General features: G+C 58.6%; 17 protein-coding genes and 3 pseudogenes. 13 read left to right on the forward strand and 7 right to left on the reverse strand.

What is annotated here, in order from left to right; all coding sequences use genetic code 11:
- From E3374_RS17690 to E3374_RS11100, 10 genes and pseudogenes are all read left to right on the forward strand, one after another.
- A pseudogene (locus E3374_RS17690) lies at positions 1 to 301 on the forward strand (DUF6610 family protein); the annotation flags it as partial.
- Positions 302 to 381: 80 nt separating this feature from the next.
- A complete protein-coding gene (locus E3374_RS11060; RefSeq protein ID WP_136689145.1) occupies positions 382 to 1146 on the forward strand; it encodes a pirin family protein in 765 nt (254 codons plus the stop codon).
- Between the two features lie 84 nt (positions 1147 to 1230).
- On the forward strand, positions 1231 to 1578 hold the full coding sequence (locus E3374_RS11065; protein WP_136689146.1) for a hypothetical protein: 348 nt from the start codon (positions 1231 to 1233) through the stop codon (positions 1576 to 1578).
- Positions 1579 to 1665: 87 nt separating this feature from the next.
- The gene (locus tag E3374_RS11070; protein WP_136689147.1) at positions 1666 to 2598 is read left to right on the forward strand and encodes a M78 family metallopeptidase domain-containing protein; all 933 of its coding nucleotides are present in this window, start codon (positions 1666 to 1668) and stop codon (positions 2596 to 2598) included.
- A 125-nt stretch (positions 2599 to 2723) separates the two neighbouring features.
- Entirely contained in the window at positions 2724 to 3554 is an 831-nt protein-coding gene (locus E3374_RS11075; RefSeq protein WP_136689148.1) for a type IV toxin-antitoxin system AbiEi family antitoxin domain-containing protein, read from the forward strand.
- Positions 3555 to 3559: 5 nt separating this feature from the next.
- Positions 3560 to 4363 carry a nucleotidyl transferase AbiEii/AbiGii toxin family protein gene (locus E3374_RS11080; RefSeq protein ID WP_136689149.1) on the forward strand — a complete coding sequence of 268 codons (804 nt, stop codon included), beginning with the start codon at positions 3560 to 3562 and terminating at the stop codon, positions 4361 to 4363.
- A 148-nt stretch (positions 4364 to 4511) separates the two neighbouring features.
- A complete protein-coding gene (locus tag E3374_RS11085) occupies positions 4512 to 5330 on the forward strand; it encodes a hypothetical protein (protein WP_136689150.1) in 819 nt (272 codons plus the stop codon).
- An 85-nt stretch (positions 5331 to 5415) separates the two neighbouring features.
- Positions 5416 to 5829 carry a helix-turn-helix domain-containing protein gene (locus E3374_RS11090; RefSeq protein ID WP_136689151.1) on the forward strand — a complete coding sequence of 138 codons (414 nt, stop codon included), beginning with the start codon at positions 5416 to 5418 and terminating at the stop codon, positions 5827 to 5829.
- A 103-nt stretch (positions 5830 to 5932) separates the two neighbouring features.
- Positions 5933 to 6607, forward strand: a complete 675-nt coding sequence (locus E3374_RS11095; protein WP_136689152.1) for a MarR family transcriptional regulator — start codon at positions 5933 to 5935, stop codon at positions 6605 to 6607.
- A 204-nt stretch (positions 6608 to 6811) separates the two neighbouring features.
- Positions 6812 to 7135, forward strand: a complete 324-nt coding sequence (locus E3374_RS11100; RefSeq protein WP_136689153.1) for a hypothetical protein — start codon at positions 6812 to 6814, stop codon at positions 7133 to 7135.
- Positions 7136 to 7807: 672 nt separating this feature from the next.
- Here E3374_RS11100 and E3374_RS18010 read toward each other — a convergent pair.
- Positions 7808 to 8010: pseudogene (locus tag E3374_RS18010) on the reverse strand (type B DNA-directed DNA polymerase); the annotation flags it as partial.
- Between the two features lie 765 nt (positions 8011 to 8775).
- Between E3374_RS18010 and E3374_RS11110 the strand changes: the two are divergent.
- Positions 8776 to 10035 (forward strand): Cdc6/Cdc18 family protein, encoded by a 1260-nt coding sequence (locus E3374_RS11110; RefSeq protein ID WP_136689154.1) that lies wholly within the window; start codon positions 8776 to 8778, stop codon positions 10033 to 10035.
- Positions 10036 to 10959: 924 nt separating this feature from the next.
- Here the strand turns inward: E3374_RS11110 and E3374_RS11115 are convergent.
- From E3374_RS11115 to E3374_RS11140, 6 genes and pseudogenes are all read right to left on the reverse strand, one after another.
- Positions 10960 to 13218 (reverse strand): type B DNA-directed DNA polymerase, encoded by a 2259-nt coding sequence (locus tag E3374_RS11115; RefSeq protein ID WP_136689155.1) that lies wholly within the window; start codon positions 13216 to 13218, stop codon positions 10960 to 10962.
- A gap of 11 nt (positions 13219 to 13229) precedes the next feature.
- A complete protein-coding gene (locus E3374_RS11120) occupies positions 13230 to 13517 on the reverse strand; it encodes a hypothetical protein (protein WP_136689156.1) in 288 nt (95 codons plus the stop codon).
- 5 nt (positions 13518 to 13522) lie between these two features.
- On the reverse strand, positions 13523 to 14464 hold the full coding sequence (locus tag E3374_RS11125; protein ID WP_211194950.1) for a P-loop NTPase family protein: 942 nt from the start codon (positions 14462 to 14464) through the stop codon (positions 13523 to 13525).
- A gap of 381 nt (positions 14465 to 14845) precedes the next feature.
- Positions 14846 to 14941 (reverse strand): annotated as a pseudogene (locus E3374_RS18015) (ArsR family transcriptional regulator); the annotation flags it as partial.
- 73 nt (positions 14942 to 15014) lie between these two features.
- Positions 15015 to 15671, reverse strand: a complete 657-nt coding sequence (locus E3374_RS11135) for an SdpI family protein (protein WP_136689157.1) — start codon at positions 15669 to 15671, stop codon at positions 15015 to 15017.
- 230 nt (positions 15672 to 15901) lie between these two features.
- Positions 15902 to 16921, reverse strand: a complete 1020-nt coding sequence (locus tag E3374_RS11140; RefSeq protein ID WP_136689158.1) for a Cdc6/Cdc18 family protein — start codon at positions 16919 to 16921, stop codon at positions 15902 to 15904.
- A 171-nt stretch (positions 16922 to 17092) separates the two neighbouring features.
- Between E3374_RS11140 and E3374_RS11145 the strand changes: the two genes are divergently transcribed.
- Together E3374_RS11145 and E3374_RS11150 are read left to right on the forward strand one after the other, a co-directional pair.
- The gene (locus E3374_RS11145; protein ID WP_136689159.1) at positions 17093 to 17758 is read left to right on the forward strand and encodes an HD domain-containing protein; all 666 of its coding nucleotides are present in this window, start codon (positions 17093 to 17095) and stop codon (positions 17756 to 17758) included.
- A 98-nt stretch (positions 17759 to 17856) separates the two neighbouring features.
- Positions 17857 to 18546 (forward strand): SOS response-associated peptidase, encoded by a 690-nt coding sequence (locus E3374_RS11150; RefSeq protein WP_136689160.1) that lies wholly within the window; start codon positions 17857 to 17859, stop codon positions 18544 to 18546.
- Positions 18547 to 18674 lie beyond the last annotated feature (128 nt).

The raw sequence follows: 18674 nt of genomic DNA on the forward strand, positions 1-18674 counted from the left end.
TCACAGCCTCGTCCGCGTCCGCGAGTTCTGGCAGCAATACGGGGTCTGGCCCGAAACGACACCGCAAGACGAGGGGCTCAACGTCGGGTACGAGGGTCCGAGTCCTGCCGATCTCGAGGACGCCGCCTGTACCGAGTGCGGGACGAACGTCTGGCGAACTCGCCGCGGCCCGTACGTCGCCGAATACGATACTGGCGCAATCTGTGGCTACTGCAGTTACGAGTGCTACTTCAGCCACCGTCACCGGAACAACCTCGAGGAAATCGCCGGCGAGCAGAGTATCTACTTGCCGCCGGCGTGAGGGATACGATCCACTACTCAGTGGGAAGCCAGGAATCGGAGCGCAGAACCCATTTAGCGGGTGAGCGACTACACAGGGTAATGGACGAGTCGCCTTCCGCACAGACCCACTCTCGTATCTACACGGCGCCGCGAACGGATGTCTCGCAGAACCAGGGCAAGTTTCGGATCCACTTCAACTTCCCCGGGCGGGCCGTCCCCGACCACGACGATCACGGCTACGGGCCCTTGGCGACCGTCGTGGAGTCGTTCATGGACCCCGGAACCCTGATCCGGATGCACCAGCACAAAAACGAGGAGATCATCTCGTGGGTCCCCGAAGGCGTGATGCGCCACGACGACCGCCAGGACAACCAGTTGGTCACCGATTCCGACCATCTGATGGTGATGAACGCCGGCAGCGGCTTCTGGCATTCCGAGGAGACGCTCGCGGACGACCCGCCACTACGGATGCTCCAGATTTTCGTCCGGCCACACAGCCTTAACCTCGAACCGGGCATTCAGCACGAGCCGATTCCCGATCCGGTCGCCGGCGAATGGCGTCACCTATTCGGCCCCGAAGGCACCGACGCCCCGCTGTCCGTGCGGAACGACGTCGACTTCTACGACTGCCGCCTCTCAGCCGGAGCCACGACCACGCTCCCGTCGCAATCCGGCCGCCATACCTACCTGTACGTCTTCGACGGGGCCGTCGAAGTCGGTGATGAGCCGGTCGGGTACACCGAGAGCGCACTCGTAACCGGCGACGACGATGTGGCGGTCACTGCAACCGAGGACGCCACCATCGTCGCGTTCAGCATCAACCCAGACGCGCCGATTACACGCCAGGGCACCATCGGCCGCTGAGACACCGCCGAACCGACTGTGGTTTTTTTCGCCCCCTGAGAGGGTGAGGGCTTCAGCGAACGCCCTCGCAGTCAGGTGATTTCCGTGAGTCAACAACAGTCACCGAGAGATGTCTCGATCGACGAGATTCCCGTCGATATCGCGAACACGCAGTCCGGCGATGTCCACGCAAGCGACGTTCCCGAGGAAATCCAGTCGCTGACCCGTGCGCTGGCGAGTACGGAGCCGCCGACGAACCCGCTCGTCGTGCTGAAAGCGGCGCGCTGGTGGTACATTCACGGCAAGGGCGGAGCTGATCCTGCATTTCAGTGGGCAATCGAGTGGGCCCGACACCTCGCGACCGACACGCCCAGCGACGTGGATCGGTTCGACGAATTCCTCGAGTATCTCGTCACGGTCGGCTTCGCGGACAATACAGCCGAGCTTCGATAGCGTTCCTCGAGGGTTGTTCATCCGCCCTTGAGGGGTGCGGCGCGTTCTGAACTGGCGAAATCGCGTTCATCCGATTCAGTGACCACCATGTCCACGACCAGAGACTCGTCGGTCTCCTTCGACCAGACCGACACGCGATCCGACGAGATGAACAGTACCATCGAACAGTGGATCGACGACCTCGTCGCCGGCGTCGACGACGCACAGGCCAGCGCCGAGTTCCAGGAGTGGCTGGACGTCCAGAGCCGCTTCCACGACTACTCCTATCGGAACACGCTGCTGATCAAGCGGCAGTACCCCGACGCGACAAAGGTCGCCGGCTACCGAACGTGGCAGGAGGAGTTCGACCGGCACGTCCAGGAGGGCGAGTCGGCCATCTGGATCTGGGCGCCGATCATCACCAAGCAGTGTCCGGAGTGCGAGAACTCGCCGAGCTACCACGAGGACAGCGACTGTGAGTACGACGAGACGCCGCCCGAGGAGTGGTCCGAGGGCCTGGTCGGGTTCAAGCCCGCGCCGGTGTTCGACGTCTCCCAGACCGAGGGCGAGCCGCTTCCTGACCTGGACACGGAAGCGACCGGGGACGCCGGCGACCTCGTCGGTCGGCTGACTGGTGCCGCCGACGAACTTGGCGTGACGGTTCGGATCGTTCCGGAAGCGGAGTGGACGCACGGCGAGGCGAAAGGCATCTGCGAGCAGCTGAGTCTCGTCGATATGCAACCGCGGGTCGAGGTGCGTGATCGGGCGAACGATGCCGACCTTGCGCGGACGCTGATCCACGAGTACGCACACGCCCTGCTCCACTTCGACGTCGACGACGACACCGAGCGGGCGAAACGCGAAGTCGAGGCCGAAGCCGTCGCCTACGTCGTCGGGCGGTACTGGGGGCTGGATACCAGTGGGTCGGCGTTCTACCTAGCCGCGTGGGAGTCGGACGATCCCGAGATCGTTCGTAACCGTCTCGACCGGATCAGTTCCACAGCAGAAGAGCTCATCGACGTGCTCGAAGACGCCGTCTGAATTCTTAACCAACACTCGAGTCGACACCCCCAATTTCGTTGGTTAAGTCTGCTCGTCTCCGCCGTTCGCGACAGTCGCAAGGCTAAAGCAGGCCCGTGTTTATACTTTATGTAAGAAACGCAGGTATGAGTACCATAGAACAAACGCAAAATATACGCCAGGGTCTCTCGACTCGAGAAAGTCGACTCCTTGCACGACTCGCTGGCGCGGGTCACCAAATCATCTCCGTCGACGACATCGAGACGACGCTGGAGGTCCCCCCAAATACCGCCCGCGAGATCGCCTCCCGACTCACCGAGAAGGGCTGGCTCGACCGGCTCTTCCCGGGCACGTATCTCATCATTCCACTCACAGCCGGCGAGGAGGCCGTGTACACGACCCACGAGTACCTCATCGCCGCCCACGTCGCCGAGCCGATGTACATCGGCTACTACAGCGCCCTCAGCCACCACGGGCTGACCGAACAGGTTCCCCGGACGGTGTACGTCGTCACGCCGACCCGAGCGCAAAGCCGAGAGATCCACGGTGTCCCGTACCGCGTCACGACAGTCACCGAGCGGAAGTTCTTCGGCTTTGAGCCGACATCCATCGAGGGTACGACCGTGCAGGTCAGCGACCTGGAGAAGACGCTGGTCGACTGTGCGGACCATCCCGAGTTCTGTGGAGGCCTTCGGGAACTTGCGACCGCGATGCGTACTGCCGACGAACGGGGTTGCGAGTGGGACATCGTCGGCGAGTACCTCGAACGCCTCGACAACGGCGCTGCGACCAAGCGAATCATCTACCTCGCCGACCAGCTCGGCATCGACCTCCCCGCCCGCGAAGAACTCGTTGCGTCGTTCACGAGTGGGTACTCCCTGTTGGACCCCACGCGGCCCGACACTGGATCGACCGACAGTACGTATCGCCTCCGAATCAACGTCGAGCCAGCCATGCTGGAGCCGACGGAGTCCTGATCGCGATGATCAGTCAGGACCGGCTCCGGATTCTCGCTCGCGAACTGGGGGTTCGGCAAGGGTACGCCGAAAAGAACTACGTCAATTCGTGGCTCCTCTGGGGCATCTTCACGAGCGACTACGGCGACAACCTCCTGTTCAAAGGCGGGACCGCGCTGTCCAAGCTGTATTTCCCGCAGTCGTGGCGGTTCTCGGAAGACCTCGATTTTGGCGTCGAAGGGGAGTACCAGGGGTCCAAACAGGAGCTCCGAGCGGTCCTCGATACGATTGCAGACCGCTCTGGCATCGAATTCGAGATTCGAGAGCACCACGAATCCCAGCAGGACCACTACCCGACCCACTACGTCGACATCAGCATTCAGTACCGCGCCGTCCTCAACCACCCCAACACGACCAGCATCGACGTGATGGTCGACGAGCACGTCGCCTTCGACCCTGTTCAGCATACGCACGCGTACGAAGACGTGCCCGAATTCGACCTACAAGCGTACAGCGTCGAGGAGATCTTCGCCGAAAAGCTCCGAGCGATCTACCAGCGCGGGGCCGCCCGTGACTACTACGACCTCTATCAGCTGCTCGAAACCGATTCGGTCGCGATCAACTTTGCCGACGTGGGGCCCGCCTTCGACGCGAAGTGCAAACACGATGGGCTCACCGTTGATCTGAACGACGGGCTCCCGGACGAGCAACAAGAGACGATCCGCCACCAGTGGGAGACCACGCTGCCGGACCTGACCGGTGATCCGCCGGCGTTCGAAATGGTCTGGGAGCAGTTGGACACGGCGATCTCCCAACAGGGATCGCCGTAGGCAACGGCCGATGACGGTGTCGCTGACTGATGAGTGTCGCATCCGGAGCTCTGTGATTAACCAACAATTCAGGATATCTGGCTGGTGCGTTGGTTAAGTTTTTGAGCGCCCGCCGAGGGGTGGAGGCGCATTCCAGCCTCACCGAATTATGACAGAGCGACATCTCAGAGCCGTTCTGGCAGAAGCGGAGCGAGTCGCAGAGCAGTACGACCAGATCGCCCAAACCACGAACTCCCCTACACACGAGTATCTCCGGTACGCTGTACTCCGACTCCTCGAAGGCGATGCCAACGCGATCCCTGAGGAGGTCCCGCAGGTCGATGGCGTGACGGTCGGATACGGCCGAGATAAAGCGATGTACGACAGTTGGGGGTCCGACGTCGAGTGGTGGGACACAGTACCGCCACAGGACGACTGTACGCGGTTTCGAGTGTTCTACCCTGAGGACCAAACACCGGTTCCTCGGGTCATCCTCACCGTGATGGCCGCGCTGGGGGCATGGCGAGTCTGGGAAGGGAATGCCGCTGCCTGTGGCTCCTACGACCATCGAGAGCGACGAGAAGTCCACTTTCTCTGGCCGGAGGGGAACCTTTCGGAAGCACTCTTGGAAAACCGGATTCAGGAGACTGACGACGCTGTCGCTCCAGACGGCGGACAGGCAGGAGACGTCCGCGACCGAATGCTCGTATCGAATGGCTCCACCTCAGCTGAGGATCTCGAGCCACGAACGAAACGCGCTGTCGAGGAAGCGATGACCGTCTCCCTACTCGCCAAGGGTGGTCGCTACGAAGTCGAAGCGGCGTCAGGAAATCGATACGAGGTCGATATTATTGGGCAATCCTGTACCTGTCCTGATTGGCAGCAGCGCGCTCCAGACGGTGGCTGCAAACATATGCGTCGCGTCGATCACGAAATCAAACAGGGGCAGGTCCCACGTCCAGATGGGCAGCTTCCACCACAGGCGTAAGCTCCTGTCTTGCTTCCCAGTCGCTTCTGCGTAGTAGTTTACTCTGAAGTAAACTACTTTGGCGTACTCGATTGAACACACGAATATGGACGATGGCCTTGGGAACGGTGAGAACACGGCACCACGGGAACTCATCCATTTCGTCACTCAGCAGACGCGGTTTACCCTGATCAACAACATCCTCCAGCACCCCGAGCAGCTTCCTTCGATGTACGAACTCGAGGAGCTCAACCCCAGCGTGAGTGACGCCACTGTCTACAAGCACATCCAGAAGCTGATCGGTGAGGGCATCGTGAAGGAGGTCGCCCTGGACGACGACCAGCGCCGACAGGGCTACCCCTGGAAGTTCTACGGTCTCACGGAGGAGGGGCGAGAGTTCCTCAACGACCACAACCTGCTCGCCGCTGAAGAGACGCTCCAGCAGATCTACGACACCATCGGCGATAAATCCGAGAAGATGGTCAAGTACGAGAACGCGCTTCGTCCCGACGACAGCTGATCGAGTATACGAATCTGGAGCGAGTTTCTCAGGTCCCAGACCGTCTTCAGCCTCAATATACAGTAAATAATTTGACTGTTCCCAGAATATTGGCACCTATTAGATGTACGAACCGTTTGATGAGACTGCTGTTAGAGTGTTGCTCGCAGTCAATCCTGGAGATTCGATCCGAACGGTAGCCCAACATCTCCACACCCCCTACGAAACGGTTCGACAAGCAGTCAATAAGCTAGAGGAGGCAGGGTATCTTCGATATGATGACGGACTGTTCGTGACCGACGATCGCGTCCGTAAGGCGGCACGAGACCTGCTAGCCACGAGTGCTGCCGTGAATCCACCGTCCATCGAAGAGGCGTACGTACTCCCACAGTTCGGTGACTGGCAGTTCGCCTTTACACAGGTGGACGCCGTCTACGTCTGGACCCAAGGGGGCTACCAGGTCGGTCGCGAGCCCGGAGACTACCCGCTCTTTCTTGCCGTCCTTGAGAAGGACATCGACGCCTGGCAGCGTTTTTTCGAACGGTTTGGAATCCCAACAGGATTTGAGCGACAACCGGAGGAATCATTAGAAGGTCCTCTCCAAGTCGTCCTCAACGAGCGTTCGGTGCTCAACCCCGACCACGTCGAAGGATATCCAGTCACCTCTCGACGCGAGACGATAGCGTTCATGCGGGAGCATTATGCGACGTTTCAGTCAGCACTCGCTATGCTCGATCGCATGTACGACGATCTCGATCTCGACGTTTCCTACCGTGAGTCAGAAAGAGAATGCTCGTGAGTTTCACAGCAGCAATTGAATTATCGACCTCCTCCACGGTGAGGTTTAATTGATTGCCGTTGGTTTGACATCGACAGCATTCCCGGGTTGCTATTTGTGAATAGTTTGCTATTCATACTCTTCAACCCGTGACGAGTCGATATCTAATTAACCAACAAATCTATGCCGATACGCACTTTGTTGGTTAACACGAGGCGACCGCTGATGTCTTACGAGCCACCAACGCCGCCGGCGGAACTCCCGACAGACCTCGTCAATACGCTCAACGAGTCCTCTTCTGAGCAGCTCCAGCACGTTGCCCGCTACGCTGAAGAGCTAGCTGAGCACAAAGCTCGCGAGGCACGTCTCGAAGAGGACTCAGATGAAAGCGAAATCGAAGAACGTCCCGACGATCTGCCGGACGACGTCCCGGCGAAGGCCACGATCACGATCAAGGAGATTAACGACAACCGCTACTACTACTGGCAGTGGAGAGAGGGGGACAAGGTCACATCCAAATATAAAGGGCCAGTCAATCCGGACGAATGAGGGGGTCAATACATCCGATTATTGATTTCTCACACCCCGTGTGCTATTTGATTTTGGTGCACTTGGAAAAGTGGTGACTACACACCCCTCGTCCAGAGTGAAAACAGTAGGAACGAGAAAGAATTTGAGATTAGATTAAGCCGTTAATAGTCGATAGAGCCGTTTTTAGGCACGAACAGTCGAACAGGGTTCCACAGTTGAAGCATGGTTTTTCTATTTGAGACAGACCACACCCCTGATCACGAGTGTATCCACTGATAGGTTCTCATCACACACCCCGTATGCAAAGTGTAAATATGCCGTATTCCGACGATAGAGAGTTATTAGGCTGGTTTTGTATATTGAATATGGCCTACAATCCGTGGGATGACACAGACGTACTGGACTCCGTGTAAGAGATGAATTGAGTAATAAGTCGAGCGGAAACACCCCGTGTGCGAAATGAAATTCGAACGGTGAACATCAAGAGAGACGGAGACTGAACCGATTTTCACTTCGATGACGGGGGATGGTCGACCCTGCGTTTACACTTCGATGACGGGGTGTGGAACAACTAGTTCTAATTACAGATACGCAAACCCACATAAGGACCGCCGATTCTTCGTTACACATCGATGACGGGGGGAGGGAGCGTGATCATAGTTCTCTATTGAACCATTCGCTGCTCGGTCACTAGAAATCGGTTAGCTCCGGCACCCGCGTCTCCGCGAGTTCTCGACGAATCGCCGTTCGATCCCAGCCAAGCGGTGACAGCACACTCTCGACAGCTCTGACGAATTGCGTCTCTTAGTACGACGCATCGTACGACTCTACCTTCTGTGGGCCAACGCGACCCGCTCTCACGAAGTGTTCTCGTTGTCCACGACCACGTATTTACTCCATACTCCCCGTTATCGAAGTGTAAGTAGCAAAGGAGAATGATAGTCTTCCCCACAAGAAAGGCACGGAATCGGGTATACAAGCTGTGAGACAACCGAAAAGGGTGGTGAGATAGTGGGATTCCTGAGATAAATCTTGCTCTAGGATACGAATATCTCTTCTCCGTGCGGCCGGACGGGGGGACGGGGGGCATGAGAGTGTAAATTCTAACGAGAGGGATAGGGAATAGTTCGAATTCAGCGAACCCCACGGGGGGCATGAGAGTGTAAACACCCTACAGATACGCCGAACAAGCCTTGATAGTTCAGATCTACGGTTCAAGTAGAATCTTTGTAGCTCTATTCGCGTTATTATATATTTTTCGGTTAGTACTAGTTAACTAGTACGTAGTACGAAGGCAGAAACGGGTAATAAAACCTGTTATAGTCGGATATTTACTAGAACTAGATCTTCTTCTAATCTTCTTTCTAGGACCTCATAATCCCAGCTTTATACTCAATCAACCCCTCTTGTTTGAGGCTGGATCGAAACTGGTTGAGGTTTACACTCTTCTGACCCCCGTCCCCCCGGGTTGATACTACTCACTCTTTTGGCGGAGTTCGAGTTACTCATTTATCGAAGACTGGGTCTTAACCCGTTAGAATTTACACTCTTTCGCCCCCCGTCCTCCAGGCGATCTCCTACACTCTTCCGTCCCCTGTATCACTCTCATCACTCTACTAGGGGGTTTTATTAGTGATGACACCGATACACCAGCCAAGATGTCACAGGGGTTCGGGAACGAGGATACTATCTACCAAGATGTCGACGTTCTTGAGGCCGATGTCGGGAAATATAAGCCATCGGAACTTCCCGAGCGGGAGGACGAACTCGACAAATTGCATATGGCACTGCGCCCGGTGACGATGGACGGTTCGCCCCGTGACGTCTTGGTGTATGGACCGACTGGTCAAGGTAAGACTGCAGGGGTTCAGTTGAAAGCCGATCAACTCCAGGAGTGGGCAGACGAAAACGATCACCAACTCGAAGTCGTTCATATCCCGTGCAAGGGAGCGGACAAATCATATCACGTTCTCACACGGCTCATCAAGGAGCTCCGCGAGATTCGGAAGGGGCAGGGCGTCGACGAACCGAGTGGCTACCAGCGAAAACAGCTTTTCGAGATGGTGCTTGACGAACTCGAAACTATTGGCGGTACCGTCATCATCATTCTCGACGAGATCGACGCTATCGGCGAAGACGACTATGTCCTGTACGAACTGTCGCGAGCGAACCCAGATCCCGTGAAAATCGGACTCATCGGTATTACCAACGATTTGCAGTTCCGGAACAATCTCGACGCTGACGTTCGCTCGTCCCTCGGACAACGAGAGATTACGTTTAACCCATACAATTCTAACCATCTCAAGAATATCCTTGCGCGTCGTGCGGTCCAGGCGCTTCGTGATACCTACTTCGAAGATGGCCAGGAGGATTTCACACATCTCCGAAGTGATGTCCTCGACGGTGGGACGATTCCACTTGCCGCATCGATGGCAGCTCAAGAGACCGGCGACGCTCGACAAGCCATTGAGTTACTGTCCTACGCTTGCGACCTTGCTGATGACGAAGGTATCGGCACTGTTGCCGAGCGTCACGTCCGCGCCGCGAAAGAGGAAATCGAGAAAGAAGCCCTGATCGATACAATCGGCGCTGAAACGACACAGCGCAAAATCGCGTTGCTGACTGTCGTCTCGGCCGAGTTAAATGATTCAACCGGAGAGACGACCAACCTTCACCGGTTGTATCTGGAACTCTGTGGATACATTGATACGAATACGTTGAAGCAACACACGTTCCGTGAGAAGCTCAACGACCTCGTTCACTCGAACGTCTTGGCGAAAGATCGTCATGGTCGCGGCCGGGGACAGGGAATGTCAAATACATATTCACTCGCTGGTGACGTCGATCCGGAATCCGTCCTTGACACCCTCGAGGACGACAGCCGTGTCGGTGATATCGTGGATATTGTCCGGTCGTAGACTGATTACACTCTAGTGTACCCCGTATCACTCTCTTCACTCTGTCGGGGGGTGTATTGCTGATCGTTGTCGCCCACAATCTCATCTATTAACCAACACCACTGGCAGATCTCATCGTTTGTTGGTTAATGTACTGGTGGTGTGTCCCCAACCCACATCTTATAGGCTGAGCAGGCGCAATACCACGGCCTTCAGGCCGTGGATACGCGCCGTCAGCTTGGGAGAGAATCCACATTCGACGCCCCCTCTTGAGTTTCAGAATACCGGCGTTTAAGTGACAGCTCGCATTACAGTACTGTAGGAATCGGTCGGAACGGAGCGGATTCCGAACCGTCCTGCGGAGGCGGCCTGTCCGCCCACGTAACGAGGTCGTTCGAAAATCGCAGATTTTCGTGATCACGAGAGACTCTGTCTCTCGGACGATAGTATCCGAAGAGCGGGCGGTGAACGCCACATCTTCGAAGGGTGTGCCCATGTGCCGACTGCTCAAAGTACGCGACACGATACCCCCGACTCCGCTGACGCCTGCTGGCGTCCCGGTGTTGTTTTTGCCACCGGGACGCCATACACGGTCGAGGATAGGGGTAACGGCGGTTTGGCACCGCCAGCAGTCCACCACACCGAGACTGTGGGACTACCCGTGCCCGAAAGGTGTGGTAGTCCGGTGATTGGACTGCAAACCTGAAACTCCCACCGCTCGGGATTCCTCTGCGTTCACGCGGAGGAGGATGTCAATTCGCGGAAACCCCCGAACTCATATACTGCATTCAGAAGGCCTCCGCTGTCCAGGATCGACGAAATTTTAGGGAACAGAGACACACCACTCTTGCAAGTAAAACCGGCGACTGGTTGCGATTTCGTGTCTTCACTTGCAACGGTGGTGTGGTCAAATTGAAACTGCTTTACTCGTCATTGCGTAATGCTTCACTTGCAGCAGTGGTGTATCTCTGTCGGGAGCTTGCCTATCTTCATATACTGCTGCCCCTCGAGTTCGTCCACAACCCTCTCCTTAGTCCAGCCGAGCGGCCCGAGGATACTGGCCGCCGCCCGGATTGTCTTGTCTCGGTAGTAGCTTGGGTCGTAGAGTGTCTTATCATCTACTTCGGGCGCTAACCTGACCCGATCCATTCCGTCCTTGTCGTCATCGCTGACCACGAAGACGATGTCCTCCCCCGGCGCGTACTCGAAACCAAGTTTCTCGGCCCGTTCGAGTGCCGCGACCGTCCGGGTCCGGTGTGAGTACGCGTCGACGGACTTCGATGCTCGCGTTCGGACGAGCAAGTCACTCGCTGGAACCTCGCCCGCCTTCAGGACTTCGAGGTGATCCTCAAGGGCGGCGACGACCGCTCCAGGATCTCGCGTATCGTCGAACACGTCGATGAGATTCTGTTGTACCCGGGCGACCCACGCCGGCGTCGATCGCTGGCGACACTCGATCCCCCGAAGTTTGTACGGATCGTCGTCGCCGGCGTCGCGACGCTTCCCGAAGTACCGCGTCAGTGCCCCACCCTGGCCGTCGCGACGCGGGCAGAACGCCACCCAGTCGAACCCACTCTCGTATTCGAGGGCTATCCCCACTTCCTCGGAGATCTCCGTCGCGATCTCGTCAAGCGGACGTTGCTCGGCGCCGTCGCGAGCGGTGACCCAGATCGAATCGACGATGCCGTGTAGTACCTTCCATCCGCCGGCTTCCAGGCGTTCTTTTGCGGTCAAAAGGATGTCCCGAGCGTAGGCATTGATCGCCTCGTGGACTTCTATCCGGCCGAACTTCGCGTTCGAGAACCCCTGGTAGCCAAAACACGAGACGAGAATCCACTTCAGCGCGTCCGACTGTCCCTCGAGTGCTCTCCGCTCGTCGACGGCGAGGTCTTCGTTCGCCAGTTGCTCTTTGATCGCCGCACGATCGTCGATGATCGGCTGGAGGACCTCGGGAAGGTACCCGTTGCGATCGCACACCGAGTACCCCAGCCCAGGTACGTCGTCGCGGTCGTGACACTGACACCGGACGGTCTCCGGCGAGAGGTTGTGCTCGCAGATGATGTTTGGATACATCGATGCGAAGTCGAGTTCGTGGACGTCATCGTGGACGCCCACGATCGGCGAGAGCGTCGTCCCGCCCCGGTCGGCATCGTGAAGCATTCCGACGGTCTTGAATCGCTCTGGCCGCCAGGCACGCCACTGGACGAGCACGTCGCGACGGGTCGCCTCTCGAATCTGGATGGCCGTGAGGACGTTTCCGATCGACGCCCAGGAGAGTTCCTGGAGGGGCTTGCCCGACCGCTCGACGAGGTCGAGCGCGCCGGCGAGGTTCGTCTCCTCGAGGAAGAACGTGTTCGAGCGATCGATTACGACACGGCCCGGGACGTTGTAGCGGGCCGGTGAGTGCATCCGGCGGCCGTAGGACTCGAACGTGGATTCGCCGGCGAGTTGCTGGTAAGCGGGAACCTGCGTGTTCGACACTCCCGCTGGAACCCGTTGCAGGCCCAGGTCGATGCCGTGCTCGTCAGCAGCGTCGGCGACCAGGGGGATGATCTTGCTCCGCTCAACGGAGAGGATATCCGGATCGAACTCTCGTAGCTGTCGCCGGAGTGCGTGGAGGACTTCGTCGACGGTGGCACCGGCCTCACCACGGCTGTCGCGACGATTGCCGTCGGTGCCGTCGACGGTACTCATCTCGAGGCCGGTGAGGTCCTCGTTCGCCGCTGCTTCACGAGGCAAGTCCAGTCGGAGTCGCCGCGGCGGTCGCGACGGTGCCGGGTCGGTATCTGTTTCGAGACAGAACCGGAATTCGGGTGAGAAGTCCACGTTGAATGCCCGGTACGGGACTCGTCCTGGCGGCCCGCGATCTTCGATGAAGCGTGCGATCTCCCGCACTGTCTCTATCCGATCGACTGCAATCCGGAGTACGGGCTGGTCAGCGAAGCGAAATCCTGGTTTCTTCCACTCGAAGCTGAGGTTTGCCACCGCGGGATGCATCCCGAGGTCCTCGCGAAGATCTGCAAGGTCGTCGACGCAAGCAGTCCGGTCGGGATCTCGGTGTTGCATCCCTCTCGCAGCGACCGCGTACACCGTCGGGCGATATTCGGTTGCCCGCGTCGCCGACCATTCCGGTTCGTCGACGGACCCTTCGAGCGACCACACGAGCGGCTTCCCGTCACCGAGAAAGTCGATCGTCAGGACCATGTTCCCGCGTCTCACCCCGCGGTTTCACGTCGAAGATCACCGTCTTTGCGCTCGATTTCCATCAGTCGTTGCTCTAACTCGTCGATCCGCCGCTCCTGAGCGAGTGCGATTGAGACCAGTACCGGGACGATCGGGGACTGGTGGTTGAGATTCCCCGCAGCGTCGGCATGGGTGTTGGCGTGCTTGAGCAGCCGGTCGAAGTGTTCCTGGTCCTCGTGGCGGAGCGCTCGTCGGAACGGTTGCCAGCGGTCTTCGACCGCCCGGAGCACGTCTCGAAAGGTGGGATTCGTCCGTCCCATGCTGATCACCGGATATCTCCCGGGGCGATGGTCGGTGACGATCGGGAGCTTCCGGGGCTGGACGGCCCCGCCGAGGACGCGCCAGTCGCGACGGACGGGTGACGGGCGGCCAGGATCTCCGCCCAGTAAGTGATCGTAGTCTGCTGGATGCCGTCGCCGACATCGTAGACGAGCGTCTCGAAGTCGAGCTCGTCACACTCGAACCGCGGCCCGAACTGGGTTTCTTCGAGAGCGATCGTCGTGGCGGCCGTCTCGAGCGCTGTCGCAGGGCCGTCACGCCGGGTCCGGGTGAGGATGACCGGGATGTCCTGTTCGCGGGCGATGGCTTGCAGCGTCGCCAGCGACCGCAGGAGGAGGGGCTGTGCGTCATCGTCCGGCAGGTCACCGCCACAATAGAGCGCGTCCAGTGCCGGCGCGACGACGACCGCCGGGCGGTCCGTCGCGGGCCCGCCGAACGGTGACGTGGCGCCGTCTCGAAGCCACCTGCCGACCTGATCGACGAGTGTAACGTGCTGGTGGGTGGTGAACGCTCGGGCAACGTGGACGCGGTCGAGGGCCCGCTTGGAAGGGGCGACCTGCGCGAACGCGTGTGTCGTGGCGTGTCCCTGCGCGTCGATCCAGACGACGTCGCCCCCGGCCGAAAGCGCGGTGTCGAGTGCGAGCGCGTGGAGCGTGCCGACTGTCGCCGACCGTCGCGACCGTGGCATCTCGGTGTCCGGGTCGAGGAGGTAACAGTCGTTATCGAGGCTGGGAAATTCGGGGAGGGAGAGGCCGCCGTCAGCGTTCGCGACGGCCGCATCGTCGATCTCGGCGGATGAGCGTTGCCGGGCTCGCTGGCCGAGGAGATCGTCGCGATTCGGGCCCGGCCAGCGGCGATCGCCGGCGAGCGACGAGCGCTGTTCAGCGTTAGACCGATTCGATTCTCGGTCAGTACTCGTGAGGTCCATAGTGGACGTTACCTTGAGCACTCCCTTACCGTCTGTCGGGGTGTTTCCGGATTTCCAGGCACCTGTGTTGATTGCCGTGTATGGCCGATAGAATTCTTAGACTGGTAAGAATCACAGCTTCCACCTCACTTCCGAAGCAGCGGTTAACCAACAGAATCGGATTTAGGGCGGGTGTGTTGGTTAACGAAAGATTGGGGTCTCAACCAGAATCGGGCGAACAGATGTCAACATGTGCCGAAGTGTCTGACGCAAAGTTTTGAGCGATCGGATGGTACCCGACCCTATGATTGAGACGATCTCGCAGTTTCTCGGTGAACGACGGAAGCCTCATACGATTCACAGGCTGTCGAGGCGAATGCCCGAGGCTTGATCCCGAGCCATTTACGAGTACGTGTCGTTGAATTCCCGTTCACGGCGCATGAGCTCTTCTACGCCATGCTCGAGAATGCCACGGCCCATCGCCGTCGGCCGATAGTACCTGTTCTGGGGCGCATTTATTCCCAGCTCTGCCGAAATCCAGCTACTGCGGAGATCTGATTCTTGGACTTCGTTATACGTCACTCGGATCTTCCTCAAGGCGCTCGTACAAATAGTAGGAGTACACCACCGTGATGCTGGCCGTCACCAGCACCGGGACGATCAGGAAATAGATTGCGTACTCCTCGAATAGCAGTCCCACGAATGCCACCGCCGCGGTAAGTTTGAAGAGCGTCGCCCCGAGGGCGTTCGTCTGCTCCCAGACCTCGGGACTACTCATCGTCCACGGGGTGCGAATGCCGACGAACCAGTTGCGTTCCACGTGGTCGAGGAGGACACCGACGAGATAGAAGAGAATGGCCACAGCTGCCAGTAGCAACAACACGAAGTCGAACTCGTAGCCGAGGTTGAACGCGACGATGCCGCCGTGGACGATCGCCATGAACGCCGTGAAGCCGACGACGAACCAGTCGTAAATCGGGCGGAATTCGGCGATGTTCTCGCCGAGCGGATCGATACGGGGAATGACAGCGAACATACCGAGGAGGACTGCCGTTAATGTCGGAATGAGGGCGAGTGCGACTGGCTTCGACATCGTGTCGTCCGGCACACCAGCGGCGTTCCAGTGCACCGCCATCTGTTCGGGGAGATCCGGTGCGGCGAGGACACTGACGACACAAGAGGCGACGACCAGACCAGCCGCCAGAGCGAACCGGTACGTCGATTTCATGTCGGATAGTACGGGTTTCAGCGTCATAAATTAGTCTGTCTGCCAATTCGTCGAATATTGAGTGAATTGCGATAACCCCGTTACTCTGTACCTATCACTTCGTCCTCTCGCCAGATGGCAAACGATCAGTAATTTATTCGCGCTGGGATCTTGCACGGAAGTCTTGGCAATAATTGTACAATATGGGCATACACGGACCTTTCTATGACACGCTACTGATATCAGTTCTCTCAGTTGGTTTCGCTCGCTGCACAAACACGATACATCCGATTCGGGCCATTTCCCTCGGCCTCAACAAGATTATACCGTTCGAGTTTCTGTAGCCACGAGCGAACAGTTCGCTTCGTCCGGGGATCGTCAACCCGTTCGGAATATTGCTCGTAGATCTCTCGTGGTGGCAGCTTCTCGGCCTCCTGGACGATCTCGAATACCTGTCGTTGCTCTTGTCGAAGCGAATCCAGGGCTTTCGAGCGGACTTCCTGGCGGGCTTCCGGGATCGCGGCCTCGATGTGGCTGTCCCGGATGTGTTCTTCCACGTCACGATCGGCCCGACTGGCCGCGCTCCGGAGGATACTCAGCCCGACGCGAGCGTCGCCAGCAGCGGCATCGGCGATCCACCGCAGCTGGTCGCGATCGACAGCGCCGGGCGCGAGCCCGTGTTCGACGCGGTCGGCCATGATATCGGTCAACTCGTCAATGTCGTAGCGGTCGAAGTGGATGGTTTCAGCCGTGTGGAGTCGGGAGCGGACACGCTCGTCGAGGCCGGCGAGGAGCTCCTCTTCATCGTTCGTAATCAGGACCACCGAGAACTTCGAGAGACGATAGAGGTCGTAGATCGGGTGACCGTCTTCGAGTTGATCCACTTCGTCGAGCGCGACGATCACGGGTGGGCCGTCGTAGCGATCCAGGCGATCGAGGAGCTCGTCATGCGGCGTGGACTTGCGGTGGACGTCAACAGCCTGGCCGAGCCCCTCGAGAATCCGGTACAGTGCTTTGAACCGTGTGTAGGACTGCCAGCAATTGACGTGGACGTACTCGACGTCGAGGACGTTCTCGCGAAGGCGACCGGCGGTGAACTTCGTGATGGTGGTCTTGCCGGCGCCGGACGGGCCAGTGATCAGCGCAGAGTCGGCCGGGGTACCCTCGGTGACTGGTTCGAGGACGTGCGAGAGTGCGTTCACTTCGGCGTCTCGGTGGACTACGTCGTTCGGGACGAACTCTTCACGAAGGACGCGGGCGTCCTCGATCATCAGACTGAGGGTTCAGAAGCCAGAGTGATAAGCGGAAGGGGGATGTTTCCGGGTTTCCGACTTTGGGGCACACAGCCTCGATTGATTACCCCGCAGTCCTGACTGATCCGCTGCTCAGTGGGTGTGCTTACTTCACAACAACTAAGCGTTCTCTGGCGATTTTCCACAGTGATGCCCTCCAATCTAGCCCCCTTGTCCCGCGAGCTGTCGCGTCCATACTACGAGGACGCCTTCCCCGCACACGATATCTTCCACGCGAAACGCGTGCGTGACGTCGCGCTCCGGCTTGCGACTCAGCATCCAGACGGCGTCAACCGGGATGTACTCGCCGCAGCAGCGTGGCTGCACGATATCGGGCGGCCACTCGAACGCATCGGGGAAATCGACGATCACGACGAGTGGGCGGCCGACGAAGCCACGAACCTCCTCGCGGCAGAGGGGGTGGCGTCGGACCGGATCGCGGCGGTCGAACACTGTCTACGGGCACACAGCATCCGGACGAGTTCACCGGATCCCGAAACGCTCGAGGCACAGTTACTCTTCGACGCTGACAAACTCGACGCAACTGGCGTGATCGGGCTCGTTCGCCTCGCCTGTATCGTCGGTGAACGCTCCGGACGCGTTGGCGAGCAGTACGCCATCATCGATGACGCAGCAACACTCACTGACGGTGCCCCCGAGTTGCCAGATGTCGATCTCCTGCGCGAATGGGCGCGTGAACGCCTTGATGCGTTGTATACGGAGTCAGGTCGCTGCCTCGGAGAGTCACGCTGGGACGTGATGGAGGATTTCTTTGATCGATTTGCCCGCGAGATCGACCCAGACACCACGCAGTAAATTGGCTGTATTGAACGAACACGTCAATAGCTGGATGCGATTTATCCCCCGTCTTTGCCATCATGGAGTTGAAGTCCCATCTCCGAGAAAACACGGGTATGTGCGGCCGGAATTCGCTGTTCATCGATCAGCAAGATCTCGAGTCCGCCTTCGACGCGACGGTGGTCGCCGACGGAGGGTATACGCCCCGGTACAATATCGCACCCGGCGACGGCCTCGAGGTGATCACTAGCGAGGCCACGGACGAGATCGACCGCTTTTACTGGGGACTCATCCCACCGTGGGCAGACGATCCCGGTGACGGGATCATCAACGCTCGGTCAGAGACCGTCGACGAGAAGCGAGTCTTCCAGGAGGCGTGGGAGTCCCGGCCGTGCTTGGTGCTGTCCTCGGGCTTCTACGAGTGGCAATCACGGAACGGCGGGCTGAAACAGCCTTATCGGATTTTCCGTGAGGGTGGCCCGGCATTCGCGATGGCCGGGATCTGGGACGAATGGCAGGAAAACGGCGAGTCGCGGTCCTGCGTGACGATTTTGACGACCGAACCGAATGACTTGATAGAGCCGATACACGATCGGATGCCCGTAGTCCTTCCCCAGGACGAAGAAAACCGCTGGCTGTCAGCCGGGCCCGAAGAACGGCACGAACTCTGCCAGCCCTCCCCCGGCGAGGACCTGGACGCCTATCCGATTTCGACCCGAGTGAACGATCCCAGTAACGATTCACCCCAAGTGATCGAGCCAAAAGAGAGCAAACAATCTGGGTTGGATGAATTCAGCTTGGGATAAGCATCCACCCATTCCAGTTTTCCGGCTGCCACCGCCGCAGATCGATTTTCGAGTGTTTCTGTGAGCTGTTTCAGTCACCAAACTCCAATGCAATTCATAATATCACGTAAAAATTAATATCTACCATA

Source organism: Halorhabdus amylolytica (genome assembly GCF_004944975.1).
Taxonomy (GTDB): Archaea; Halobacteriota; Halobacteria; order Halobacteriales; family Haloarculaceae; genus Halorhabdus; species Halorhabdus amylolytica.

Bases quoted from the DNA above. Each gene is read 5' to 3' on its own strand.
- E3374_RS11060 (WP_136689145.1), top strand. From the start codon at position 382: ATGGACGAGTCGCCTTCCGCACAGACCCACTCTCGTATCTACACGGCG.
- E3374_RS11070 (WP_136689147.1), top strand. From the start codon at position 1,666: ATGTCCACGACCAGAGACTCGTCGGTCTCCTTCGACCAGACCGACACG.
- E3374_RS11075 (WP_136689148.1), top strand. From the start codon at position 2,724: ATGAGTACCATAGAACAAACGCAAAATATACGCCAGGGTCTCTCGACT.
- E3374_RS11080 (WP_136689149.1), top strand. From the start codon at position 3,560: ATGATCAGTCAGGACCGGCTCCGGATTCTCGCTCGCGAACTGGGGGTT.
- E3374_RS11085 (WP_136689150.1), top strand. From the start codon at position 4,512: ATGACAGAGCGACATCTCAGAGCCGTTCTGGCAGAAGCGGAGCGAGTC.
- E3374_RS11090 (WP_136689151.1), top strand. From the start codon at position 5,416: ATGGACGATGGCCTTGGGAACGGTGAGAACACGGCACCACGGGAACTC.
- E3374_RS11095 (WP_136689152.1), top strand. From the start codon at position 5,933: ATGTACGAACCGTTTGATGAGACTGCTGTTAGAGTGTTGCTCGCAGTC.
- E3374_RS11100 (WP_136689153.1), top strand. From the start codon at position 6,812: ATGTCTTACGAGCCACCAACGCCGCCGGCGGAACTCCCGACAGACCTC.
- E3374_RS11110 (WP_136689154.1), top strand. From the start codon at position 8,776: ATGTCACAGGGGTTCGGGAACGAGGATACTATCTACCAAGATGTCGAC.
- E3374_RS11115 (WP_136689155.1), bottom strand. From the start codon at position 13,218: ATGGTCCTGACGATCGACTTTCTCGGTGACGGGAAGCCGCTCGTGTGG.
- E3374_RS11120 (WP_136689156.1), bottom strand. From the start codon at position 13,517: ATGGGACGGACGAATCCCACCTTTCGAGACGTGCTCCGGGCGGTCGAA.
- E3374_RS11125 (WP_211194950.1), bottom strand. From the start codon at position 14,464: ATGGACCTCACGAGTACTGACCGAGAATCGAATCGGTCTAACGCTGAA.
- E3374_RS11135 (WP_136689157.1), bottom strand. From the start codon at position 15,671: ATGAAATCGACGTACCGGTTCGCTCTGGCGGCTGGTCTGGTCGTCGCC.
- E3374_RS11140 (WP_136689158.1), bottom strand. From the start codon at position 16,921: ATGATCGAGGACGCCCGCGTCCTTCGTGAAGAGTTCGTCCCGAACGAC.
- E3374_RS11145 (WP_136689159.1), top strand. From the start codon at position 17,093: ATGCCCTCCAATCTAGCCCCCTTGTCCCGCGAGCTGTCGCGTCCATAC.
- E3374_RS11150 (WP_136689160.1), top strand. From the start codon at position 17,857: ATGTGCGGCCGGAATTCGCTGTTCATCGATCAGCAAGATCTCGAGTCC.